This is a genomic window from Microcystis sp. M20BS1 (assembly GCF_020245305.1).
Lineage (GTDB): Bacteria > Cyanobacteriota > Cyanobacteriia > Cyanobacteriales > Microcystaceae > Microcystis > Microcystis ichthyoblabe_A.
Window position 1 is genome coordinate 1 of sequence record NZ_JADBUZ010000120.1, and the last position, 24,731, is coordinate 24,731.

25 protein-coding genes are annotated in these 24,731 nt (G+C 43.1%); 5 read left to right on the forward strand and 20 right to left on the reverse strand.

Annotated features, from left to right (window positions below; all coding sequences use genetic code 11):
- Positions 1 to 137: 137 nt before the first annotated feature.
- Together IM507_RS12905 and IM507_RS12910 are read right to left on the reverse strand one after the other, a co-directional pair.
- Positions 138 to 791 carry a HupE/UreJ family protein gene (locus IM507_RS12905; protein WP_287637127.1) on the reverse strand — a complete coding sequence of 218 codons (654 nt, stop codon included), beginning with the start codon at positions 789 to 791 and terminating at the stop codon, positions 138 to 140.
- 14 nt (positions 792 to 805) lie between these two features.
- Entirely contained in the window at positions 806 to 1,732 is a 927-nt protein-coding gene (locus tag IM507_RS12910; protein ID WP_287637129.1) for a class I SAM-dependent methyltransferase, read from the reverse strand.
- Between the two features lie 358 nt (positions 1,733 to 2,090).
- Between IM507_RS12910 and IM507_RS12915 the strand changes: the two genes are divergently transcribed.
- Positions 2,091 to 3,287, forward strand: a complete 1,197-nt coding sequence (locus tag IM507_RS12915; RefSeq protein ID WP_002753167.1) for a homocysteine biosynthesis protein — start codon at positions 2,091 to 2,093, stop codon at positions 3,285 to 3,287.
- Here the strand turns inward: IM507_RS12915 and IM507_RS12920 are convergent.
- The 3 genes from IM507_RS12920 to lipB form a co-directional block, all read right to left on the reverse strand.
- Positions 3,276 to 3,506, reverse strand: coding sequence for a hypothetical protein (locus IM507_RS12920; RefSeq protein ID WP_002737992.1), 231 nt, complete (start codon positions 3,504 to 3,506; stop codon positions 3,276 to 3,278). The genes IM507_RS12915 and IM507_RS12920 overlap by 12 nt on opposite strands.
- 67 nt (positions 3,507 to 3,573) lie before the next feature.
- Positions 3,574 to 4,836, reverse strand: coding sequence for a pentapeptide repeat-containing protein (locus IM507_RS12925; RefSeq protein WP_190537637.1), 1,263 nt, complete (start codon positions 4,834 to 4,836; stop codon positions 3,574 to 3,576).
- A 1-nt stretch (position 4,837) separates the two neighbouring features.
- Complete coding sequence (gene lipB / locus IM507_RS12930; protein ID WP_190537647.1) at positions 4,838 to 5,506, reverse strand: lipoyl(octanoyl) transferase LipB; 669 nt, start codon at positions 5,504 to 5,506, stop codon at positions 4,838 to 4,840.
- A 473-nt stretch (positions 5,507 to 5,979) separates the two neighbouring features.
- On the opposite strand from lipB, the gene hpf reads away from it, so the two are divergent.
- A complete protein-coding gene (gene hpf, locus IM507_RS12935; protein ID WP_002735641.1) occupies positions 5,980 to 6,579 on the forward strand; it encodes a ribosome hibernation-promoting factor, HPF/YfiA family in 600 nt (199 codons plus the stop codon).
- A gap of 58 nt (positions 6,580 to 6,637) precedes the next feature.
- On the opposite strand, the gene IM507_RS12940 is transcribed toward hpf, so the two are convergent.
- Positions 6,638 to 7,048: an Hsp20/alpha crystallin family protein gene (locus IM507_RS12940; RefSeq protein ID WP_002762759.1), complete on the reverse strand. Its 411-nt coding sequence runs from the start codon at positions 7,046 to 7,048 to the stop codon at positions 6,638 to 6,640.
- 250 nt (positions 7,049 to 7,298) lie between these two features.
- Positions 7,299 to 7,940, reverse strand: a complete 642-nt coding sequence (locus IM507_RS12945) for an L-threonylcarbamoyladenylate synthase (protein WP_287637130.1) — start codon at positions 7,938 to 7,940, stop codon at positions 7,299 to 7,301.
- Here IM507_RS12945 and larC point away from each other — a divergent pair.
- Positions 7,917 to 9,173: a nickel pincer cofactor biosynthesis protein LarC gene (gene larC / locus IM507_RS12950; protein ID WP_287637131.1), complete on the forward strand. Its 1,257-nt coding sequence runs from the start codon at positions 7,917 to 7,919 to the stop codon at positions 9,171 to 9,173. The genes IM507_RS12945 and larC overlap by 24 nt on opposite strands.
- A gap of 119 nt (positions 9,174 to 9,292) precedes the next feature.
- Here the strand turns inward: larC and IM507_RS12955 are convergent, their stop codons facing one another.
- The 4 genes from IM507_RS12955 to rpsD form a co-directional block, all read right to left on the reverse strand.
- Positions 9,293 to 9,922: a calcium-binding protein gene (locus IM507_RS12955; protein ID WP_123229978.1), complete on the reverse strand. Its 630-nt coding sequence runs from the start codon at positions 9,920 to 9,922 to the stop codon at positions 9,293 to 9,295.
- 262 nt (positions 9,923 to 10,184) lie between these two features.
- Positions 10,185 to 10,637 carry a DUF29 domain-containing protein gene (locus IM507_RS12960; RefSeq protein ID WP_123229977.1) on the reverse strand — a complete coding sequence of 151 codons (453 nt, stop codon included), beginning with the start codon at positions 10,635 to 10,637 and terminating at the stop codon, positions 10,185 to 10,187.
- Between the two features lie 315 nt (positions 10,638 to 10,952).
- Entirely contained in the window at positions 10,953 to 11,729 is a 777-nt protein-coding gene (locus IM507_RS12965) for a class I SAM-dependent methyltransferase (RefSeq protein ID WP_002736571.1), read from the reverse strand.
- 1,107 nt (positions 11,730 to 12,836) lie between these two features.
- On the reverse strand, positions 12,837 to 13,445 hold the full coding sequence (rpsD, locus tag IM507_RS12970; protein WP_002737433.1) for a 30S ribosomal protein S4: 609 nt from the start codon (positions 13,443 to 13,445) through the stop codon (positions 12,837 to 12,839).
- 347 nt (positions 13,446 to 13,792) lie between these two features.
- Here rpsD and IM507_RS12975 point away from each other — a divergent pair, with 347 nt between their 5' ends.
- Positions 13,793 to 14,293 carry a bifunctional nuclease family protein gene (locus IM507_RS12975; RefSeq protein ID WP_002736902.1) on the forward strand — a complete coding sequence of 167 codons (501 nt, stop codon included), beginning with the start codon at positions 13,793 to 13,795 and terminating at the stop codon, positions 14,291 to 14,293.
- Between the two features lie 245 nt (positions 14,294 to 14,538).
- Here IM507_RS12975 and IM507_RS12980 read toward each other — a convergent pair whose 3' ends face one another.
- The 3 genes from IM507_RS12980 to IM507_RS12990 form a co-directional block, all read right to left on the reverse strand.
- The gene (locus tag IM507_RS12980; protein ID WP_002737784.1) at positions 14,539 to 14,799 is read right to left on the reverse strand and encodes a type II toxin-antitoxin system RelE family toxin; all 261 of its coding nucleotides are present in this window, start codon (positions 14,797 to 14,799) and stop codon (positions 14,539 to 14,541) included.
- Positions 14,800 to 14,968: 169 nt separating this feature from the next.
- Positions 14,969 to 16,183 (reverse strand): ABC transporter permease, encoded by a 1,215-nt coding sequence (locus IM507_RS12985; RefSeq protein WP_002738072.1) that lies wholly within the window; start codon positions 16,181 to 16,183, stop codon positions 14,969 to 14,971.
- Between the two features lie 284 nt (positions 16,184 to 16,467).
- Complete coding sequence (locus IM507_RS12990) at positions 16,468 to 18,042, reverse strand: glucose-6-phosphate isomerase (protein ID WP_287637132.1); 1,575 nt, start codon at positions 18,040 to 18,042, stop codon at positions 16,468 to 16,470.
- A 199-nt stretch (positions 18,043 to 18,241) separates the two neighbouring features.
- Here IM507_RS12990 and dusB point away from each other — a divergent pair, with 199 nt between their 5' ends.
- The gene (dusB, locus tag IM507_RS12995; RefSeq protein WP_002776043.1) at positions 18,242 to 19,249 is read left to right on the forward strand and encodes a tRNA dihydrouridine synthase DusB; all 1,008 of its coding nucleotides are present in this window, start codon (positions 18,242 to 18,244) and stop codon (positions 19,247 to 19,249) included.
- A 408-nt stretch (positions 19,250 to 19,657) separates the two neighbouring features.
- Here the strand turns inward: dusB and IM507_RS13000 are convergent, their stop codons facing one another.
- From IM507_RS13000 to IM507_RS13025, 6 genes are all read right to left on the reverse strand, one after another.
- A complete protein-coding gene (locus tag IM507_RS13000) occupies positions 19,658 to 20,080 on the reverse strand; it encodes a type II toxin-antitoxin system VapC family toxin (RefSeq protein ID WP_287637134.1) in 423 nt (140 codons plus the stop codon).
- Positions 20,080 to 21,720: a restriction endonuclease subunit S gene (locus tag IM507_RS13005; RefSeq protein ID WP_287637135.1), complete on the reverse strand. Its 1,641-nt coding sequence runs from the start codon at positions 21,718 to 21,720 to the stop codon at positions 20,080 to 20,082. The genes IM507_RS13000 and IM507_RS13005 overlap by 1 nt, the downstream gene beginning before the upstream one ends.
- On the reverse strand, positions 21,714 to 23,696 hold the full coding sequence (locus IM507_RS13010) for an N-6 DNA methylase (protein ID WP_287637136.1): 1,983 nt from the start codon (positions 23,694 to 23,696) through the stop codon (positions 21,714 to 21,716). The genes IM507_RS13005 and IM507_RS13010 overlap by 7 nt, the downstream gene beginning before the upstream one ends.
- Positions 23,697 to 23,927: 231 nt before the next feature.
- Positions 23,928 to 24,203 carry a ParE family toxin-like protein gene (locus IM507_RS13015; protein WP_002738270.1) on the reverse strand — a complete coding sequence of 92 codons (276 nt, stop codon included), beginning with the start codon at positions 24,201 to 24,203 and terminating at the stop codon, positions 23,928 to 23,930.
- Complete coding sequence (locus IM507_RS13020; protein ID WP_002735837.1) at positions 24,200 to 24,427, reverse strand: hypothetical protein; 228 nt, start codon at positions 24,425 to 24,427, stop codon at positions 24,200 to 24,202. The genes IM507_RS13015 and IM507_RS13020 overlap by 4 nt, the downstream gene beginning before the upstream one ends.
- A gap of 53 nt (positions 24,428 to 24,480) precedes the next feature.
- Positions 24,481 to 24,624: a hypothetical protein gene (locus IM507_RS13025; protein ID WP_228051454.1), complete on the reverse strand. Its 144-nt coding sequence runs from the start codon at positions 24,622 to 24,624 to the stop codon at positions 24,481 to 24,483.
- Between the last annotated feature and the right edge of the window lie 107 nt (positions 24,625 to 24,731).

Genomic DNA, 24,731 nt, shown 5'->3' on the forward strand with positions numbered 1-24,731 from the left:
TGGAGGGATCGGGGGTAAAATTCAGGTACTTTTTCCCTGAAAATTAGGTAACTGACTACCTCAAAATCGGTAAAACCCTACACCCCACACCCCACACCCCACACCCTGCCCCCACCAACAAACTTTTTCAGCAGACCCTACTTAATTCCCACTAAAAAAGTTGTACCGATCGCCATAATTGCCAATCCGATTAACTTACTAATTAGAGTCGCTTGCTTGGCTAATTTTTCCTTGATGACACTGCCAAGGAAAAAAGCCCCAGATGCGATCGCTAATTGGATGACGGTAAAACCGATTAAATAGGCAACTAAAGTGGCAACTCGCGCCCCGATAATTGATTCTCCGTAGGCATAACCGTGGAAAATTCCCGCGATCATTGCCAAAGTTGCCAGAGCGATCGTATAGAGATTAGAATGATTTTGTAACCCTTTTTTCAGGGTTAAAATTAGTCCAAAAATCACCACAGAAAGGGCAACAATCCCTTCAGGAAAAAGTAAATTTATTCCCTGTAAATGAATCCCCGTCCCGATTAAAGTAGCAATCGCAAAAGCGATCGGAATTAATAAACCCTGTTCCATCCCCACAGCAATTAAACCACTAGCCACCACAAAAGCTAAATGATCTAAACCGATAACCGGGTGAGCTAAACCCGATAAAAATCCGTTTAAAAAATTATCGGGAGTTTGCCCTGCCATGGCATGATGGGCGAGGGTTTTGCTGGCAAAAATTAACAGGAAGAGAGGGACAATAGTTAATATCTTTGTCCAGCTTTGACGAAAAATTATCTTCATTGATTACCTCAAAATTATGATTCGGAAACCCGCGAAACAATCGCCCGATGTCGGGGACTGGTGGGGGTAATGATCGGTGCTTGAAACCCCGCTTCAACTAATGCCTGTTCGATATCGAGAGTAAAATATTGATCGAGATAGGGTTCGGTACTCTTGAGTAAGGTGAGGACATAAGGGGGCATTTTTCGATAAATTTCCGAGCGCGGATTCATATCCATCAGCGTCAAATAACCCCCCGATCGCAATAAACGACGCGCTTCGGCGAAAATTTCTCTAGTAGCCTGTTGGGGTAGTTCGTGAAACATTAAAAACGAAGATACCAGATCGTAGGACTGACTGGGTAATTGAGTTTTTTCCGCAGCCGCGTGTTGCCATTGAATCGTCTTTTGTTTTTGTTGAGCCTGGTATTGAGCAACTGCTAAATAGTAGGGAGAGAGATCCAACCCAGTTACCCGCGCTTGCGGATAAGTATCTTGCAGCGCAAAGCTACTCATGCCGACACTACAGCCTAAATCGACAATATCGTTAATTTTTGCCTTGATTTGCTCCTTTAATATCCGGTGATATTCCCGTCGCAATCGCGGGTCGCCGTCCATCCCCGCCCCGGGCCAGATGGTAGAATGGACAGCATAGGCGGCAGATTCTACCTCAAAAGCTGGCAACCAGTCTAAATTGCCCTTTTCGTAAGCGTGGAAAGAACAAACGTAGTATTCGGGATAGACGAGATCGGGATTTTCTACCGCTTGCAGTTCCTGACTCCAATCCCGTTGCTGCCATTGTTTGACGGTTTCTCGCCAAGGTACGCCTAGTTTTTCGGCTCTTTTAATCATCATATTGCGGGCCTGATAGCGAGCGATGTCAAAAAGCGGTTTTATGCCGAGAATACGGTTAACTAGACCAGAAACAGGATTAAAGGAGGCCGGAACGGGTGTAACTGTCATAGAAAAGCTTCGATCGTAAATTTTCCCTTTCTCATCTTATAACAGTGATCAGTCATCAGTAATCAGTAATCGGTGAAAAGACAGCACTGTTATGGCCATTTAATACTGCTCAGTTAATACCACTCACTGAAAACTCACATCTGATAACTGTTGACTGATAAAAGCAAAAAGCTCCCTAACCCCCATCTTGCCAATTTTTAAGTAGGTAGGTGTTGAAAACTTTCAGATGCCCCCCTTATTAAGGGGGGATTAAGGGGGGATCGGCATCCCCCTTAATAAAGGGGGGATTAAGGGGGGATCGGCACCCCCTTATTAAGGGGGAATCCATCTTCAATTTAATTATAACCAGCTACTTATTATGAGAACAATCGCTGAAATCAACGACAAGATCGCTAAAAAAACTGCTGTAGTCTGGACAGTAGAGGAATTAAAAAGCCGCGTGAGCGAGATGGGAATTAAGGAGGTTTTTTCCCAAGTAGATGTGGTTTGTACGGGAACTTTTGAACCGATGGAATCTTCGGGGGCAATTATTAATTTAGGTCAGACGGATCCGCCGATAAAAATTCGTCAATGTTGGTTAGATGGGATTCCTGCTTATGCTGGTTTTGGGGCGGTGGATTTATACTTAGGAGCCAGTGCTATTAGTGATCTAGCGGCCAAAAATGAGAATTTAGAGGGAGAAAATCCCGAAAGGGGCGGCGGACATATTATTGAGGATTTAATCGCTGGAAAATCGATTCAATTGCGCGCTGTCGGCCAGGCCACCGATTGTTATCCTCGCACTTCTTTTGAAACGATTATTTCTAAGGAGACTATCAATCAATTTTATCTTTTTAATCCTCGCAATCTCTACCAGAATTTTATCGTCGGAGTCAATGGGGGAGAGCGGACTTTATATACTTATTTAGGACCACTACAGCCACGATTAGGTAATGCAGTGTATTCTAACCCCGGGGCAATTTCTCCCCTGTTAAATGACCCAGATTTAGAGGCTATCGGCATCGGTACGCGCATTTTTTTGGGAGGAGGAATCGGTTATATTGCCTGGGAAGGAACCCAACATTTTCCCCTGCAAAAACGCCTACAAAATCGAACTCCTATTGGTCCCGCTTCCACCTTAGCCTTAATTGGGGATGCTAAACAAATGAATGCTCGCTGGGTGCGGGGTTGTTATTTCAAAAATTATGGGGCTTCTTTAATGTTAGGGGTAGCAGTACCGATTCCGATTTTAAGCGAGGAAATCGTTCGACATTGTGCCGTAAAAGATGAGGAAATTGTCGCTCCAGTGGTGGATTTTTCGATTCCCCGGCGAGTCCGTCCTACCTTTGGTTTAATCACCTACGCTAAACTAAAAAGCGGTCGGATTATGATCGAGGGAAAAAGTGTGAGGGTGGCTCCTTTGGCCAGTATTTCCCTGTCCCGGGAAGCCGCTTTAGAATTAAAAGCACTGATCGAATCGGGAGAATTTACCCTCACGGAACCCGTGGCAAAAATTAATCTAGAGCGGACTTTTATCCCCCAGGATCGTTGGGGCGGAAAATTATCAATTGAGTGAGGAGTTAAGGGATTGCGTGCAGGCGGCACAACTACAATTAAGATGACGTAAAATCGGATTTTCTTCCCCGGTTGTCTTGGCGATAATCATGTCACCTAAGTTCTCGGTATTGAAACTAGGATGAAAGGACTCTGGGGCAGCTTGTACGGAGTTAGTGGTAACTAATAGGGTTAATAAACTAGCGGAAGCAGTGGCAAGAATAACGACTTTTTGATTCATAAGTTTGCGGGAATTATTAGCAATGAATACCACTGATTATAACACTGCCCCCTGCCGATCGCCTCCGTTAACGGCCCAAAAGATTGGCAATATCAGCACATCCCCCCGGAATGGTTGCGCGGGACTTTTCCCCACACCAACGACAACAATAGTGACGTTGTTCCTCGCTCATGTTTTTCACCCCGGTAAAATTGACATTTTCTACCACTGCTCCCGTGTGTTCTCCACTGTCATAATTGGGGGGAACGGTACGACTGCGGGGGGTAGCATTTTCTAGGGAACCATAAAATAAACGCATCCCTTTGATATCTGCCCCTCTTAAATTAGCTTCGTAGAGAATTGTCCGCGATACATTTGCTTTCACCAAATCGCTATAACTTAAATCGGCCCGCACCATATTCGCTTCGCTTAAATCGGTCCAGCGCAGATCCTGCCCAGAAATGTCGGCCCCCGCTAACATTACCCCCAATTGTACTACTCTTGTACCGAACTCTCGATCCTCCGCATAACCCCCTTCCCCGTCTAGAATCGGTCGGCCTAGATAACGATCGCGTTTAATCGGTGATAATAGCCGCGATTGACTCAAAAAACGCAGTATTTTCGCTTTCCCAGAGGCATCGACACTGCTGAGGATAGAAGCGGTGCGACCTTCTGCGATCGCTCTTTCCTGGGGCCAATCTTCTAAAAATCCCTCCTCATCCAAGGCTAGATCGGAAATGCCCTGAAAATAGGAATCGATCGTCTGTTGTTGGGTAATGCGATTTTGTTGTATGGTTAAATCCTTAGAAATAACGTACTGTTCCCAAGCCACATAGACCGCTAACACGGCGATCATAATCTGTCCCAAGGCCCCCACCCACTCGGCCCAGGAACCGAACTCATCGTATTTAAAACTCTCCAACCATCGCAATATGCGATCATAAACCCCTAAATATTTCCCTAATCCGGCCAGAGCAGCTATAAAAACGATAAAAGCGAAAACCGTCTGACGTTCAGAGGGGGTGAGATAATGGGCGATCCACTGGCGAATAGAGGGCAAAATCACCTGTAAAGATATTAATATCGCTACTATCGCCCCAGAAAAGCCTAACCAGTCCCAGCTAAAGACGAGGCCGATAGTCATCACCATCAGGGGGGCCAACAGTAACCCCGCGTTACCCGGCCGAAGATCTTTTAATAGTAGGATGCGCTGACGCAGAGGATTACGGGAAGATAAAGAGGAGACGTATTCGGAGGCATCGGGGGCTGATAAACTGGTTTTACCGTTATTTTCGGGGTTATCGGCCCTATTTTCTGCGGCGAGTTTTTCTGGGTCTTTGCGATCGCTCATATTAATCCTTGTCAAGAGAAAATAATTCCACACCGAAAACTGAGGCGAAAACTCTCGATAAATCTTGCTGTACTTGCATAAGACTAATATTAGGCAGAAACTGCTGCAAACTGCCCACGGGTTTATTAGCAATCCCACAGGGAATAATTTCGGCAAAACCGCTTAAATCCGGACAAACATTAATGGCAAAACCATGATAGGTAATCCAACGACTAACTTTAATACCGATCGCCGCTATTTTATACCCTTCTACCCATACCCCCGTCAGTCCCGCGATTCTTTCCCCCGACAATCCATAAATAGCGATAGTTTGCAGGATGACTTCTTCTAATTGTCGCAAATACCAGTGTAAATCCTGCTGATAATAGCGCAAATTGAGGATCGGATAGCCCACTAACTGCCCCGGACAGTGATGGGTGACTTCTCCTCCTCGCTCGATTCGGTACACTTCTTTATCGGTTTTGTCAAGATTAAATTTAATAAACTTAATATCTGAACCAGTACCGAGGGTGTAAACGGGGGGATGTTCCAGTAGGAGCAGCACATCGGGTAAGTCAGGATCGGCAATTCTCGCCCCCACCAGCGATCGCTGTTGCGCCCAGGCCAGAGAATAGGGGGTAATTGCCTGAATTTTCAGCCCACAGAGACGAGGTATTTTTTGAGCATTCATTGCGAGATGTGTCAAAATATTTAAGAAATGTAAAGGAGCGCAAAGGAAGATTAAAAGAAGAGAAGATATAGATGTTGGGGAGAATACTAAGTGCTAATCTAAGGATATCCCATCTATTCGGATGTTAACCGTCCCACAGGAGAAACAATCACCGGATTCTCTTGCTGGCGGCGAAAATCGGTTTCTTTAAATAAAAGTTAACAGAACTTCGCACTTCTGTTAAGAAAAGGTTGAGAGAAACTTGTTAGAATAGAGGTAAATAAATCTAGTTGCAAATAGGCGCTCGACCCGATGAATTTTCCGCGCGATCCGACAAAAAAAAGAGAACGAAAACACCGACAATATCTAGACTGTGACCTCTGACAACAGCGCGATCGAGCGGATTTTTGAGGATTAAATTCCTAGCATCAACATCCCTTAAAAATAGTTGATGTGGACGGTCTATAGCAAAATTTTTAGATGGAGTAGTGAGTATGAAGCTATTGATTCAGGGCAATAATATCGCTGTCACCGAAGCTATTCATGATTATGTCGAACAAAAGCTGGAGAAAGCGGTGAAACATTTTAACGGCATAACCACAAAAGTTGATGTTCACCTCTCCGTGGAAAAGAATGCACGCATTCCCGATCGCCACAAAGCGGAAGTAACGGTTTATGCTAATGGAACAGTGATTCGCGCTCAAGAAGGAAGCGAAAATTTGTACGCAAGTATTGATTTAGTTTCTGATAAAATCGCTCGTCAACTCCGCAAGTATAAAGAGAGACTGGTGGATCATCGCACCAATGCCACCGTTAAAACTAGCGAGGTGGTGCAAGAGAAACCCTTAGATGATAACCTAATTGGCGATCGCACTCCCGAATTACCTGCGGAAGTAGTGCGGATGAAATACTTTGCTATGCCACCGATGACTATTGAGGAAGCACTAACACAATTGCAATTAGTCGATCACGATTTCTTTATGTTCTGCAACAAAGACACTAACGAAATCAACGTTATCTATCAACGCAATCACGGCGGTTTTGGTGTTATTCAACCCCGTCCCGTTAACGTAAATGGCAAAGAATCCAATTAACAGTTAGCGACCACAAATAAAACTAAAGACTGGAGAAATTCTCCAGTCTTTTTCTCATCTAACCAAGATTAACTTTCACCACTTTATTTTTTTCTGCCACCGCTTTCGGGAGGGTGAGATAAAGAATACCGTCTTGATAGTTAGCGGTAACTTGGCTATTTTGCACCTCTACTGGCAGGGTAATCAAGCGACTAAATTTACCATAATAAAATTCGCTGTTTTCCACCTCGGCAGGGCGTTGACGTTGCCCATTAATAGCCACCATTTGTTTGCTAACCTCCACATCGATATCTTTAATATCCACACCGGGTAATTCGATTTTCAATTGCACGGAATCCTCATTAACAGAGATTTCCACCGGGGGACGAGATACCGATGAAGTTGTCGGTAATACTTCTTGAAAAAGTTGATCGATTTGACGTTGAACAGAATTAATTTCTAGGAAGGGAGAATAAAGAGTGAAAGCCATAGTAATAATTTCCTTGAGAGGTTTTCTCTGACTGCGATTACCTCTATCTTAAGCAACTAACTCGGCTTACACAAGGCGGTTTTCAGGAAATAAAAAGTCGCAATAACCGATACAGTTATCAGTTATCAGTTATCAGTGGGGTGTGGGGTGTGGGGTGTGGGGTGTGGGGAGAACAAAGCTGCCTTTTGCCTTTTGCCTTTTGCCTTTTGCCTTTTGCCTTTTGCCTTTTGCCTTTTGCCTTTTGCCTTCGTTATAACCATTGTTGTAATTCTGGCCAACCCAAACCCTGACGCACGATATCCGGTTGATCGCTGGTAAAATCAACAATTGTTGACACTTCCGAACCGGGAGCCGAACCATCTTCGATAATTAAATCAACTATATGATCGAGGGCATCGAATAGCCTAGCGGATTCTAATCCCTTGGTGGGAAAATCCCCCTCCTGATCGGGAAGATGGGCAGAACTAGAGATAATAGGATTTTCTAGGGTTTCGAGAATAGTGCGACAGATAACGTGATCGGGAACCCGGATACCAGTGGTTTTCCGCTTCGGATTCATCACCACTTTCGGCACTAATTTAGTCGCCGGTAAGAGAAAAGTGTAGGGACCGGGTATAACTCGTCGCATAATCTTATAGGCATAATCGCTGACCACTGCGTACTCGGAAATATTCGACAAAGAAGAACAGAGAAACGTCAAGGGTTTATCATTAGATAGTTGCTTGATTTGGCGAACTCGTTCGACGGCGGATTTCACATTGAGATCGCAACCGATCGCATAGACGGTGTCGGTAGGATAAAGCATAATTGCCCCATTTTTCAGGGCATGACAGATTTCTTGGATAGAACGTTGTTGGGGATTTTCCGGATGGAGAGAGTAAATAGTAGCCATGATAGCAAAATCGTCGCCTATTGGGATTGTCCCACGGGAATTGCCGGGGATATGTGTTTAGGGGCGTTAGTAGATTTAGGAGTCCCCTTAGAATACCTGATTGCACAACTAAAAACTTTAGGAATTGAGGATGAATATCAGTTAAGGGCCGAAAAAGTGCATCGTCGCGGTCAAATTGCCACTAAGATTCACGTCGATGTCACTGCCGAGAAGTCTGCTGATCATCACCACCATCACCATCATACCCCCGCTCGCCATTTACTGGAGATTGAAAATTTAATTAAACAGGCAAATTTACCCCAGAAAGTCCAAGAATGGAGTTTAGCGGTTTTTCAACAACTTGCGATCGCAGAAGGGGCTGTTCACGGGATCGCACCGGAAAAAGTGCATTTTCACGAAGTCGGGGCAACCGATGCCATTATCGATATCGTCGGGACTTGTTTGGGTTTGGATTGGCTATCGGTGAGTGAATTATACTGTTCTTCTCTACCCACCGGCGGCGGTACAGTTCAGGCCGCCCATGGTCGTTTACCGGTTCCTGTGCCAGCAGTAGTACAATTGTTCAGTCAGGGACAAGTACCAATTTATAGTAATGGCATCGAAGCGGAGTTAGTAACACCTACGGGGGCAGCTATTGTGACAACTTTAGCTAAAAGTTTCGGTAAACCGCCGAAAATGCAGTTAGAAAAGGTCGGTTTAGGAGCAGGGACAAAAGATTTACCGATTCCCAATCTTGTCCGGCTTTGGTTAGGGAAAAAAGAATCAGAAAAGCTAGATGAAAGCGAAACCGTGGCAGTTTTAGAAACTCAAATTGATGACTTAAATCCGCAAGCGATCGCCTACTTAAGTGAGTCTTTATTACAAGTGGGTGCCTTGGATGTATTTAGTCAAGCAATTACTATGAAAAAATCCCGTTTGGGAATACTTTTGACAGTAATTTGTGACTTGGATAAAATTGCTATTTGTGAAAATATGATCTTTCAGGAAACCACTACTTTAGGCATTAGAAGGACAATTCAAGAGCGATCAATCTTAAAAAGAGAGATACAATCGATCGATACTGTCTATGGTCAAATTCGGCTAAAAGTTGCCTATAAAGAGTCAATTAATCAACCGATTACCGTACAACCAGAATACGAAGATTGTGCCGCAATTGCCCGTCAGCATCATCTACCTTGGCGATTTGTTCATCAAATGGCCTTGGCTATTTGGCAAGAAAATACTTCTGACTGAATAAAGAGGATATTTATTATGTTTTGTCGAGCAATTTAGGATTAAGCATTAGCTATCAAAGAAAACGGGTTTCCTAAAGAAACTCGTTTTTTTTATAGAAACCAACCTACGAGGCGATGCTAAACAAATTGAAAGTAATAACTGGTTAACGCAATACTGATGTTATCTTGAACGACTCCAATTAAGTCACCGCTTTGATAGATGGCTGTATCTAAAGCAGAACCACCGACCCCCCAATTTGCATACGATAGGCTAAGTGTACGAGTATTCTTAATTCGAATATAGTCGTTTGCCCCGTTATAGTCAGTAATAAGGGCATAGCCACCACCTTGATAATAGTTACCAGCACTTTCACCTAGTACAAAAATGTCCCCTCCAGACCCTCCAGCTAAGGTATCGTACTCATAACTGTTATAAGTGCGAGATGTAGAGCCAGTTAAGCGATCATTACCAATGCCACCACTTAGATAATCATTCCCTGATCCCCCTAATAAGGTATCATTTCCCGATTCTCCACCTAAATAGTCATTGCCAGTTCCCCCATCTAAATAATCGTTGCCATTCCATCCCCATAGGGTATCATTTCCCGACCATCCATAAAGACGATCATTGTCGTCGCCACCGTCAATATAATCATTGTTGGTATTACCCCAGATGGTATCATTGCCACCATAACCATAGGCATAAAGTTGTTGACTTCCTGTATAGTTGTAGTAGTCTGCAAGATTTGTACCGTAGTAAGTAGCCATGACTTAATCCTCCTGTCTACTATCCACTTTTAATAAACATCATAACACTCTAATCCTCTCCCAGACTGTATCATACGCTGACAAATTAATAAATCTTTACATTTATCTCCTTGGTCGGGGAGACACGGGGATGATGACAGAGAACTCTTGAAAGAACGTAGAACGTAGGTTTGGTTGAAGCATGAAACCCAACGCCCGCTCATGTTACGCTACCGCTAACCCATCCTATAAATAATTGTTCCTCCCTAGTTATATCCATTGTTCAAAAGCTATTTTCAGGAAGATAATCCCACTTTAAAACCTGTTCTTGGCTAAAAGGACAATCAACTGGAAAAGTTTCTTTTGGTAAATTAGTTTCATTTACCGTCCCTCGCACTGCTTTTTGATAACATTCTGCGAAAATATCGGCTAAATAGGGTTTTAAGCTAGGACTATCCCTGAAAATAAGCTCTAATTGTTCTCTTTGCTCATCAATGGTATTTATTGAGCTATTAGTCCGTTTTTCTGGTTGATATTGCCATTTAAGTAAGTGCATCAAGAGAACTTTTAAACGACTGAATACCTCCCGTCTATTATTACGTCCCATATCGGATATTTCTTCGATTAAGTTATCTAAATCGAGTGCCTCTAAATTGCCCTTTTTTAAGTGATTTACGGTTTGCTCAAGCCACAAATTAAAATCAGTTTCATAAAGCTGAGATAATTTAGTTTTCATAATGAGAACGTTTCTTCTATTCTATCTTTACGTTGTGCCTATCTTAATGGTGTCTTGTCTAGATGATATTTTTACAAATATGAGATGCACCCACCCGTTTTCTAGATATAGCAAGGTTTTGAATATTCTAAAGGAATTAGGTTGTGTAGGTTTTCTCTAGACTATTATTGCGCTCAAACCAATCTTAGGAGACGATGCTAAACTGGTTTCAATGTAGACGGTTTCACTGACAAAAGGTTCTAAAATTTATTGGTTCCTTATTTTACATCCTTCAGTCCTTTTGACAGTTTCCCTAGCCATAGGCCTACATTGGTTTCATTCCCTAGTAACCGCAACTATAAACAATGAGGTGGCTAGGGATGCAGGGAGGAAATTAAAGGGAAACTTTCTTATTTCCAGTATCTTGAAATTTTGACGAATGGTTTGAGTTAACCATCTATGGTCAAACCCTTTATGGTCTGCAACACCTTCACCTCTTCCGTGAACAGGCAGTTTATCCAACTGGTATAGTCCCGCCCAAAAAGTTTCTTCCAGGGTATATCCCCTAGCGAATCCATTTCTAGCATATCCAGTTATAAACGAACCAATATTTTTAATCCAAATAATAGGTCCTATTTCGACAGGGACGGAGGCAATCAGGAGTTGAGGTTTTACAGTATCTGCTAAAAACTCTATCAGTCTGACTAGATCTCGCTCCGGTAGGTGTTCAAATGTTTCCAGAGCAGTGACAATATCAGGCTCAGGTATACGACTGTAAACTTCCCTGTCTAAGGCAGAACCCAAAATATTATGAAAATTGTTTTTTTCACCATATCTTTCGCAGGCAGTTTCATGCCACTCTTTAAACAATTCTATCCCCCAGTAATCGATATTAAATTTTTCATCCAATGTTGAAAAAGTTCGACCAAAGCCACTGCCTATGTCTAGGATTTTTATAATCTTTCCTTGTCTTGAAGTATTCACTTGAAAGTTGTTTATTGTCTGTACAAGATTTTTATACCTCAAAGAATGTAGGTATCGGTTAATTAAGTTAAAATCTTGGTTTTTTTCGTATTGGGATTCTGGTTTTTTATTTTCAGTCTGGAGTTTCATAATATCCTCTCAAAGACATATGGGCTGATTTACTTGGTTAAATTACAAAACTAATCAGGTAGGCTAATTCAAGTTTGAAGTGCACAGCTGACTGGTTGAAGACTACCTACTAGGGGTGGGGATAGTCAGGAACTTTTCCCAGTCGATGGTTGATTAACTCCGTCAATCGGTACATCTCAGCGTGCTTGCGGCTTTCGTAAGGTTGGGCTGAACGACAGCGCAACGTGACTCTCAGTGGAGACCAAAAAAAACGACATATACTACCTTGCTCACACATTGTATTCTAAGATACAATTTAATAAATCTTTACATTTATCTCCCTGGCCGGGGAGACACGGGGATGGTGACTGAGCAAGAAACAAAGTTTGTAACGCTATTCGCCATTTAGGAGCAAGCAAGATGAAATTTAAGCTATTTTCCCAAGTGTTTTTAACAGAAGATATTCCCGAATATGGTTTAAAAAAAGGGGCTATTCGGTTTGTGTTATGCAATGGACGGGGGTTATAAGGGATGGAACCCCTATATAGAAAGGCATTTAGCGATTTTTGTCAATTATTTTCTATCTAGAGTGAACTAATCAATTAAATCCCTTGCCAGATAAGGATTTAGTCGATTTATGCCCCCCTATCGAACCATACCAAGTAACGAAGAGCCAAAAAAGGAAGTATTGGCACAATTGTTGAATATTATCAGAAGCCCGAAGGTGAGGAAGATGGATACAGTTTAGAAGGCTTGATTTTCCAAGATACAGCAGAGGTAGCAGAATCACAAATTGAATTATTGGTTACACCTGCACTAAGTTATCAGTCTGGTTAATTTTTTCGAAAGAGAGATTTATTGGCTCTTCTCGACTTTGTGTGATAAGTTCAACTTATATAGTAGTGATCGATCTTTGTGTCCTTTGTGTCTCTGTGGTTCGTTCCACTTAGTCGCCTGCAAGACTGTATCTTAGAATACATTTTACTCACCAAACCTGGGAGAGCCATTTATATTTCCCTAATTTTGTTTCTAGCATCGTAATTTTTGCTATCTGTCAACCTAAATTTAACCAATAAAATAAGGACGCTGCCAATTGCGTCCTCAAGGTATCTGGAAAAGGCTTTTTTCCTAGACTTTCCGAGAGTAGTATTCCACTACTAACAGTTCATTAATCGAGAGGGCAATCCATTCTCTTTCCACAACGCCATTCACTTTGCCCACGAGGGTGTTTTTGTCAAATTCCAAATGACTCGGCAGATTGGCTAAACCGGGGTATTCCATATTTCTTTTGACTAGATCCTGGGAACGCTCTTGATTTCTGACTCCAATCACATCACCCGGACGGCACTGATAACTAGCAATATCCACAACTCTACCGTTAACGGTGACGTGACCGTGATTGACTAATTGTCGCGCCCCCGGAATTGTCCCGGCCATACCGAGACGGAAAACGGTATTATCCAGACGCATTTCTAAGAGTTGCAGCAGCACTTGACCAGTGGAACCGGTAGCCCGGCGAGCTTTGCGGACATAGCGAACTAATTGTTTTTCGCTGACACCGTAGTTAAAACGCAGTTTTTGTTTTTCTTCTAGACGAATGGCATATTCTGAACGTTTTTTGCGGGCCTGGCCATGTTGCCCGGGTGCATAGGCACGACGGGCATTTTTACGGGTTAGGCCCGGTAATTCCCCTAAACGACGCACAACGCGCAAGCGCGGTCCTCTATAACGAGACATACAAACAGTCTGCTCCTATTTAAATTTATCCCAAAACTATCATCATAGCACAAATTAAGTAATTTAGTTGGGGTGTGGGGTGTGGGGTGTGGGGAGAATAAATAGAAATAGTCTCGGAGTCTCCTGTCTCGGAGTCTCCTGTCTCGGAGTCTCCTGTCTCGGAGTCTCCTGACTCCTGACTCCTGAATACTGACTCCTGACGGCAGCTGATGTATTTTTTTCATTAAAGATGAGGCTAATCTCCGCCATCTTAGGGCATACTGTGAGTGTAACGAAGCACTATATTATTCAGGTTGCTTTCCCACTCCTTCCCTAGCTGAATCTCTATCTTGGAGAAGCCATTAGTCATGATCGAAATGAAAGTCGCTGGAATTGCCCTAGACGCTATCACTCGCAGTCCCATTGTACTGCTGAAGGATGGTTCCGAGCGTCGCGCCCTACCTATCTACATCGGACAAGATCAGGCTAAGGCCATTATCACCGTCCTCGAACAACAAAGACCCCCTCGTCCTCTTACCCACGATTTGATCGCTAATATTTTTAAAGCTTGGGACATGGATTTAGAAAAGATTATCATCCATTCTCTCCAAGATAATACTTTTTATGCTGTTCTCTGTCTCCAGCGCGGCGAAGTCAAAAAAGAAATCGATTGTCGTCCCAGTGATGCGATCGCTATTGCCCTGCGTACCAACAGTCCCATCTGGGTAATGGAAGAAGTGATCGCTTCTGCTTCTATTCCTGTTGATCGTGATGCGGATGAAGAGGAACGTCAAGCTTTTCGCAATTTCGTCTCCAATCTTAGCCCCTCAGATCTGATCCAACGTCGCGGTGATTTTAGTGATCAGTGATCTTGAAGCGGTCAGCCGTCGGCTAGATAAAAATGATAGTAACAGGGAAATTACGGCGGATTCAGGCTTAGTCTGGTAGATATTCTAAGTGGGAAGGCTTATCTAATCAGGAGTTGTCTGTGCCAGATGGATAAGCTGTACTGAATTTAAACTGCGTATTGAAATTTTTAGTACAAATGCTCAAACTGCCTCTCCCTGCTCCGCAGCTCTGGCGCTCCCTTGCAGTCTTAACGAGTATAGTCATTTCAAATAAGTGTGATACAGTCTAGACCGACAAAATCCTTAAAAACTCTGGGATTGATATTCTCAATTTTAATTGAAATGACTATAACTCTATAGTCATCGACTCGAAGCTTGAAAAGACCAGTCAAATTAGCACTGAAAGCTTGAGGACTAAAATTGGCAAAATTGTCCGACAACAGGCGAACTTTACCGAAAATTTGCTCTTGAATAATTGCAGGGAGTGCTGCTAAACCAGCGATTGCTTCGGCTGTAAATTCTACCAAGTAGGCTATTACCAATTTAAGCCTAGTTTTTTAGCTACTTCCTCGGCTGAAATCTCCCTTTCTCCCTTTTCAGTCTGTCTTAGAGAGTCAAGAAATTGCTGCTTAATTTCAAGTTTCACTTTTTTGTCTTGGTCAGACTCGAGTAGGATAGATTGGATAGTTTCAGCAACTATAATCTTCTCAAAGCAACGATTGGATCTAATTTAGCGGCACGATGAGCGGGAACAACACCGAAAATCAGACCGATGGCACTGGAAACTCCTAAAGCGAGAATTATGGCGGGGATTGAGACACTGGTGGTTAAAGCGGCAAAAATTCCCGCTAGATACATTCCTTGAATGCCGACAAAAATGCCGATAATTCCGCCAGTGGTGGCTAAAATCACCGATTCAATGAGGAATTGACCTTTTATATCCCCTTCTTTCGCTCCTAAAGCCTTTCTTAACCCGATTTCTTGGGTTCTCTCCGTGACTGACACGAGCATAATATTCATGACACCGATTCCCCCGACAAAAAGGGAAATACTAGCGATCGAGGCTAACATTCTAGTTAAACTATCGTTAGTTTCTTTGGCCATTTCTAGGATTGCGGTTTGGGGGAAAATCTGCACATAATTCTCGTCGCTGACCTGATGACGCATTTGCAGCAGGTTGCTAATCTGAAACTGGGCGGCTTTAATTTGGCTGGAGTTTTTGGCCAAGACAGAAATATGAGTTAGGGGAATGCCAAAGATAGAGCTGCGGCCTTGAACCCGATTAGACATGGTAGTTAGGGGAATTAAGGCTCGATCGTCCTGATTAGCCTCAAATAAGGAGCCTTTCGCCTGTAAAACTCCAATGACTTGAAAACTAAGATTGCCGATGCGAAGATTTTCGCCCACGGGATTGCGATTACCAAAGAAATTTTTAGCTAATTCCGATCCCAAGACAATCACGCGATTATCCCGTTTCAGGTCAGATTCCATAATAAATCTACCTTTAGATAGTTGACGGTTACGCACATTTAGGTAATCGGCTCCCACCCCGACTAGGGGGCTATTACTGGTTCTATTACCGAAGGATAAGATTGTTTTCCCGCTGAATTCGGGAGAAATGGCGGCAATGGCGGGAACTTGAGATGCGATCGCTTGAGCATCTTCGTAGGTGAGCGGCCGGGGATTAGGAATTGTCCGCCGGACATTGCGCGAGGAGGTGGAAACAAATAAAACATTCGGACCGAGGGCTTCAAACTGCTCTAGGGCGACTTTTTGCGCTCCTTCACCCACCCCCACTAGGGCAATGACGGAGGCGTTACCGATAGCAATTCCCAGCATGGTTAGACCACTACGCAGTTTATTGGCCATCAAAGCGGAAAAAGCCATTTTCAGGTTTTCGAGCATTTCCATGGTTAGTTATATTCAGTAATCAGTAAACAGTAAACAGTAAACAGTAAACAGGGATAAAGATGAAGATATAGCGTTTTTCAGTCTGCTGAGGTACAAAAGTTATGGGTTTTAGGCAAAAGGCAAGAGGCAAAAGGCAAAAGGGAAGAAAAACAAGTGTACCTCACTAGCTTAGGAAACGCTATAAATAAATAACTAATTAACTAATTCACTTACATCTGATAACTAAATAACTAATTAACTTAAAACTTACATCTGATAACTGATAACTGATAACTGATAACTGATTAGCGTGCGGAAATTTGGATCGTTTCTGGTTTACTTAAATCGCCGGTAATAGTTAAACTGCGCCGATTAGCGTTGAGATGACGGACAATTTTATAGATAGCTTCAACTTGGTCACTAGCCCCGATTTTGGCCGCTAGAGTGGCTAGGTCGAGAGAAGTGCCCGTTTCCCGAACAACTTGCACGATTTTTCTTTGTAAATCCAGAATAGAAGCGGCGGCTTTTTTCCCTGCTTCTACCCCGGGTTGATGGTAGGCGTTAATGTTAACTAAACTAGCATAGAAACTAACGGCCCGTTCGTAGAGGGCGATTAAAGCCCCCACCTGACGGGGAGTAACCTCTGGGATAGTGATAGTGATAGAGTGACGACTATTTTCGTATAAAGCTTGTCGAGTACCTTGCAGTAATCCTGAGAGGAAATCGCCAGCAGTGGAGCCGGTTTCCACTTCGATGGAATCTCCTTGTCGGTCTTTTAACACTTCAATAAAAGTGGCGAAGAAATTGGGAATCCCTTCGCGTAATTGTTGGACGTAGGCGTGTTGGTCCGTGGAACCTTTGTTACCATAGACGGCGATACCCTGGTAAACCGTCTTGCCATCGAGGTCTTTTTCTTTACCGAGGGACTCCATGACCAATTGTTGCAGATAGCGGCTAAAGAGATAGAGACTGTCTTTGTAGGGCAGAATCACCATATCTTTCTCTCCCTTGCCGTTGCCCTCATGATACCAGGCTAGAGCAAGTAGGGCGCTAGGATTTTTTTTCAGGTTATGGACGCGGGTGGCGATGTCCATTTCTTTGGCCCCGGCTAACATTTCATCGATGTCGATACCCTGCAAAGCGGCCGGGAGAAGACCGACGGCGGATAGTTCTGATGTACGACCACCGACCCAATCCTGCATGGGGAAACAAGTTAGCCAATCTTGGGCGTATTTGTCCAGTTGGCTACCAGGCATAGTGACGGCGACCGCGTGTTGGGGAAAGTCTAAATCTTGTTTTTCGTAAGCGTTGCGGACTTCTAACATTCCGTTTCTTGCTTCGGGAGTGCCGCCGGATTTACTGGTGACGATAACCAGGGTGGTAGCTAGGGGTAAATGGGCTAAGGTGCGATCGATGCCTTTGGGGTCGGTATTATCAATAAAAGCAATCTCTAAGGCGGGAAAATCGGGTGCTAGAGCCTCGGCGACGAATTGGGGACCCAAAGCAGACCCCCCGATGCCTACACAGAGAACATGGGTGAATTTTGACCGATTGGGCGGCTTAATTGCTCCGGAGTGAATTTTCTTGACAAATTCTTTGATCTGTGCTAGGGGTTCGGTGATTTCGTCCCGCAATTCCTGGTTAGGAGCGAGTTCAGGAGCGCGCAGCCAGTAGTGGCCGACCATACGCTGTTCGTCAGGATTGGCGATCGCACCCTGTTCTAAGGCTGCCATATCTTGGAAAGCACGCTCGAATTTTGCTTCTAGACCTTTGAGAAAAGCCTCATCGAAGGGAATCCGACTGACATCGAGATAAAGTTCTAGGTTAGGGTGATAGTATAACCAATCTTGGTAACGTTGCCAGAGTTGCAGATTATCCATAAAAAAAAGCGAAATTTTTGTTTAATTACTCGTTTAGGAGAGATAGGATTCTATCCTCTCCAATCATCATACAGGTAGTTTTAGACTAGAAGTTGACGGTTAAGCATATATTAGGGGTTGGCAAAATGCTAACAGTGACGGAACTATCCCCTAATTGTTCGGTTTGCTGGTGTTGGCTGTTGATTTTTTAACTGGTTCTATGGCTATCTACTCATCCCCTCTCAAAATCGGTAACTTAGAAGTGCATAGCCGCGTCTTGCAATCACCTTTATCCGGTGTCACCGATTTAGTTTTTCGGCGCCTGGTGAGACGCTTTGCTCCTGATTCGATGCTCTATACGGAGATGGTTAACGCGACAGAAATCTCCCAGCTGCAAGAGTTACCGCAATTAATGGTTATCGGGGACAAAGAACAACCAATTAGTATGCAGTTATTTGATTGCCGTCCCGATTTTATGGCTGTGGCGGCGAAAAAAGCGGTTAAAGAAGGAGCGATGACCATCGATATTAATATGGGTTGTCCTGTTAATAAAATTACTAAAAAAGGCGGCGGTTCTTCCCTTTTACGACAGCCAGAAATTGCCGAGCAAATTGTTAGGGAAGTGGTGAGAGCGGTATCGGTGCCAGTAACGGTGAAAACTCGCTTGGGATGGAACGCCCAGGAGATTAATATTATCGATTTTGCCCGTCGTTTGGAAGATGCGGGAGCGCAAATGTTGACCCTGCACGCACGCACTAGGGAACAGGGTTATCACGGTCCAGCCGATTGGCAATGGATTAAACGGGTGAAGGAGGTTTTATCGATTCCTGTCATTGCTAATGGTGATATTGTTTCTGTGGAAGCGGCGATTAATTGTTTGGAATTTACTCGGGCCGATGGGGTGATGTGTTCGCGGGGAACCCTCGGTTATCCCTATTTAGTGGGGGAAATCGATTATTACCTCAAAACAGGCAAAAAGTTGCCGAAACCCACCTCTATTGACCTGTTAAGCCTAGCTAAAGAGCATTTACAGGGGCTATGGCTATACAAGGGACAACGCGGTATCTGGCAAGCGCGGAAACATCTGGCTTGGTATTGTCAGGATTTTACCGGTGCGGCGGTTTGGCGCGATCGGTTTTCGCGCATCGAATCCTTGGGGGAGGGCTGTGATTTAATTGATGGAGCTATTGCCCAATTAAACCTTGAAAACGAGAATATTTACAGATAACGGTGCTATAAGCTGTAGAACTCGACGAACCTGTGCTGGTTCGTCAGCATCATCGACAAGGTACATTTACTACCTAAGCCTGCTCACGGGTTTCAGCTTCATGGCGCAATTTGCTTGACTGCTCCTAACTATCGATAATATCAGGTCGGGAGCCAATAAACCCAACGCTTTCCCAATAAGCAACTAGCTCCAGCCCTGTTTTAGGAGGATTTTGTAGATAACTGATTCTCTAGCTCTGAAGGTAGATCTAGGCTGATGTTCACGGTATTTCTTTAACGTTCAATGACCTGTCTTTGATTATATCCGATATATTCAGTTAAACGAAGGCTGCATCTCATTTTTCTAAATCTACTAAGTTGGGATTTTTAAGGCGAAACTCTCTGCTAAAATCGGGCGTTACTTCCGAACTCATACCCGACAATTCCGCATCAGAGCGGTGAATCCTGCTTGGGCAAAATGTTTGTCATAAGCGAGTGCTTCTCTGATTCCATTTTCTTCCATTATTTTGAAAGATACGCAATCTGTATGACTCCATGCTTTGTCTTTACGCTGTTGATATAGTCTTAATCCTTGTTCAAATTGCTCACTGGTTTGGGGAACAATACGAACATTGGGGTTAGAACGCAAATTTTGAGTTAGCTCTATGGCTAAGTCACGGAAATACTCACCACGTTTAGAAAAGTCGTTTAAGACTTCGATGAAGACGGCTTCACTGGTAACGATGTAGACGGGATGCAATGTTTTTGATAGCTGAACAGCTTTTTTGTGCAAATTATCACTAGGGTTAAGTAGGGCAACCCAATAACCTGTATCGGCGAAAACGACTCTCACTAACTATCCTGTTGCTGTTGATAATGGTCAAAGTTTTGGGCTAAGTCTTTTGGTAGTTTTGCCCATTCTTCATTGGGGATTTTGGCAGAAAGTCGGGCGGCTAATTCCCAGATTGGTTCTGCATTATAGTCAAATTTAATATTTGCGAAAGAGAAGCTTTCGATAGGTGTTTGATTATTCATAAGTGTATTTGATTTAGAAGAAATCAGTTTTTCTAATTTCGAGATCGCTTCTTGTTCACTGCGCCAAGCTTGATCGCGTAGTTGGTTAGCTTTGAGAACTAGATCGCCAATTTCATTTCTAATAGATAACTCTGGTAATGGAATATGGACAGAAGAAAACATTTCTTTATCAACTTCAAGAATTACCGAACCATAGGAACATCGAGTCATGAGACAGTAACCATAATCTGAGGCTAACCAAGCATAAAGATAACCTGCATTAATATCATCAGATGCTAGAATCCGAGTTGCATCTTCACTAGCTGTCCATGCTGCCATGTATTTAGGAATAATCTGTACTTTCCCAATCGTGCCAGAACGAGTAACAGCGATCATGTTTTCTTCTAGTTGAATTTCAGGTAAATCTTTGGTATGTGCGCCCTTGGCAAGTCGTTTAACATCGATTGGATCGACTTGAAAAAGTTGCTTACTACTAAGCATAGGAATACCACCTTTGTCAACATAGGTGCGTTCTCTAAACTTTGTAATTGCTCTAACTTCTTTGGTGACTCGTTGATCGCCAATTTTAGTAATTTCAACAGGTAACTGAGCTAGTTGTTTTTCAGCAGCGATCGCTTCGGGATCGTGAAAACTTGCTTCTAAGCGTCCCATGAGTTGAGAAGCTTTGATCGTAGTCGTAAAAGATGCACTACCACGCGGAGCAATATCTTTGAGATAGGGTAGATTTAAACGTTCATGGAGAAGGCGATCGGCTTCATCTAACAAATGATTTGCTTCATCACGCAATTCTCCTGCTTTGCACATCAAGCGACCAATTTCAATCCGGCGAATCGGCGGCAAATCGGGAATTAAAACTCGTTCTAAATGCTCTGGTTCAATGTGAACAATAACTGAGCCATAGGTAGCCTGAGTAAGCTGAGGACGACCATATCGACTACGAAGAAAAGCTGCTATAAAACCTGCTAGATCAGGATCAGTTGCCCGAAGTCGAATAGCGTGTTGTGAAAGAGCTTTCCCTGCTAGTGTTTCACACGCCAAACTAACATTACCAACAGTTCCTGAACAAGAAATTAAAATATCCCACTTTTGAATTAAGAGTTTAGATAGATTTTGTGTATATTTACGACTCAAATAATTTTCTATTCTTGGACGCAAACTAATAATGTCAGAACTGGAAAGAAAAGGAATACCATGTTCAGCATCTACATAAATTCTCTTGAAGCGAAAAGCATTATGAGCTTCCTGACAAAGACCTTCCTTGCCATAAAGCGGAATAAGAGGTAAATCACTATTTGTCAAAGCTGTAACTGCATTATGAGCCTCAATGCTAAAAGCAGAAGCCTCTAGACGCACACCAGCAGCCAGGACTTCACTGAGTTTGATCGTCGTCGATAGTTTCTCCGACTCATCATCAGGTATCTCTGGTGTGTAATCAGATTTAAAAGCGTAAGTTACCATCCTAGTACCACCTTTTTCTTCCACTCAATAAACTCATTAGCTACCAAATCCGTATCATCATCCTCAACTTTCTGACGAGGTAGCGGTCTAGCCACACCTTCACCCGTTGCCGTTCGCTCGATCAAAGGGATTGACTCTGGATTAGTTGGAACCAGTATCTCTTCCCCTTCCTCATTGCGTCTGTAGGTGATGTTACCCCGTTTATCATGTCCGATCGCCTTCACCTGTGCCATAAAGATTTCATAATCAGACATTGTTCCTTGAACGATTTCCTTTTCAGTCTTTTTCTGAAGAATCAAAACCGAAGTTTGCGTCCCATTGTGAGGCTGAAAAGTATCAGGATGTAGGTCAATCGAAGCAACAATTCGGCAATGCTTAATTAACCAATAACGCACATAAAGTAACCCAGGAGCGCCCAAAATTGCATCAGGTAAAACGATTCCCATCCGTCCCCCTGGTTTCAAAAATTGCCAGCATCGTTCAATAAACAAGATCTCAGGTGATGCAGAACCCTGAAGTTGTTCTGTCGGTTCCCAACCAGACTCAGTTTCTTTCCAAACATAGGCAAGCTGATATTGTTTTAAGGTTTCTTCATCCTTAATTGGTAACTTTGAACCAAAGGGGGGATTGGTTGCAATTACATCAAAATGACCTAGATCTTTCTCACTGCGTAAAGTTTTTGGATCGATAGCTAAAGCCGTGGCAAATTGCTTCCGAAAACTATCTTCCCATTGATGAGGATGTAACAGAGAATCTTGTCTAAGAATATTTCCAGAGCCGTCATTGTTCATCACCATATTCATCTTGGTCGCTTTGACTAAATCTGGATTAATATCAATCCCAAAGAAATTAATTTTAGCTGTTTCTTGAATTTTAGAATTGAGTGCATTTCGCATCCAAATATCCGATTGGCTAGTTACTCCTGCTAATTGTTCTAACTTTTTGATTACCTCATTCATTGCAATTACCAAAAAGCCACCCGTGCCACAGGATTGATCGAGAATCTTATCAGTAACTTTCGGCTCCAGCATACGAATAGTCATTTTTTGCACATTTCGAGGTGTGAAAAATTCACCACGATCGCCCCTTAAATTTGCGCCAACCAGTTCTTCATAGGCTTTCCCTTTAACATCAATATTTGTACTCAGAAAGCTATAGCGTTGAAGCTCACCGATAATATAAGCTAAAGAACGAGGTTGAAGTTTAATTTCATCATTAGCATCAAAAATAGCAGGGTATTGCTTTTTAACTGCGCTAAAAATCTTGCTAATGCGATTAAAAACAGTTAACCGACCATCATTACTCTTTTTCTCTTTCGCTGTTGCATAAAATTCTAAAGGATTAGGAAAATTACGCTCATCATGAATCTTGCAAAAAATAACCTTTAAAAGCTCAAAAAAAGCAGGTTGTTTTTGTAGCCCATCCGTTACATAAATATGATCGTGGCAAATCTTAAAAGAAAACAGTAAATTATCACCAACTGCATTCTTTAGTGACTCACGAGTTGGGCGATCAACTTCCTCAACATTACCATTCTTAGAAGGAATATCATTAGGCTCTTCATACTCAATGCCTTCCTCTGTCCTAATTCGACGCAAGACGGTCTTTTTCCTACCATTTGTCCACATCCCCCACTCAGAGTTATCACAAGCCGCCATATAAGATCGAAGCTGCTCAACTCCGTCTTTACTGGCTGAGGGTGGTACTGAGTCTTTTTTGCACTCAATAATGATCCAAATATTTTCCTGATTGTGTTGATCCCCCTCACGGAAAATAGCCAGATCCACTCGAACAGTCTTACTACCCTGCTTAACTGGATACTCAACCTCGATCTGTTCTGGCAAATAGCCCAATTCCAGCACCAATCGACGCTCGATGTTCTGGCGAACATATTCTTCGGGCGTATCATTACGGGTTTTCTGGTCTATGAAATCACAGACCTTGCCATCTGGAAGTGTTGCTACAAGCTTGGACATTGCCCTCCCCCACAAAGAAAATTTACCTTCCTTAATGTTTTACCGGTAAATGATCTGCTATGACCAACTGCTTATTTTAAATTTACAGGCTGGAAGAACTGATAGCGGGTCAACCGTTGGCCGTCAACCCAGACCAAGTTGATCGGCGATCGCACTGACCCGCTATCATGAACCTTGAATAATATTATTAGTCTAACTCTCGGTCGGGTGCAGTGATTGGTTAGATCGCTCCTAATTCTTACCTATAATCTTGTCATACTCGGAGTGCGACCCAACCCAGAACCAAACTATCTTTTCTTCATCTGACTTCTTAATCCCTAATGCTCGCCATCCAATGCCGACTCTGACTGACCAGATTTTTTCTCTTGGTTTCACCTCTTTGAACTCTAGGCTGGGGTGAAATGGATTTTCTTTCCAAATCTCGTAATTTTTCTTGGCTGTTTCTTGTACCCTTTGCGGCAAACTGAGAAAAAGTTGACGAAACCTCTTGGTTCTGGCTGACTTCATTCTTCTCCAAAGCCTTTATCTTCTGTTCTCCCCTCTTGTTCTTCTATCAGGGCTTCCTGTGCCATTGTTATTAAAGCTCCCAATTCCAGATCTTCGTTAGAAAGGCTTTGCTGCCATTTTAATTCACTTTCAATGTCTTCCAGCAATTGTTGAGCAAGTTCATCCTGAAGAGACTCTGGCAGTTTCTGGATTTCTGTGAATGCTTTTTGCAACAGAGTAGTCATATTTTGTTAATGTTTTACAGGCATCGGACTATTTTACCACCTCCCGAGTCGAGTCATCCCACCATAACCTCACGGATTACTGCTCCGGGTAGAAGGTCGATAGCATCAGGTTGTAAATAAAGCTCGATCGCCTCCTGTATATTGTTGAGAGCTTCCTCTTGTGTAATAGTTACTAATTCTGTACGCAAATATTGCATCTAGAATTAGCTTTGTACGCTTTGACCCGTACTGGGTTAACTACGAACCTCTCTATCGGATTCCCGCTAAAGGCGGCCTCTCCGACTACCTTTCTTCCAATATTTAA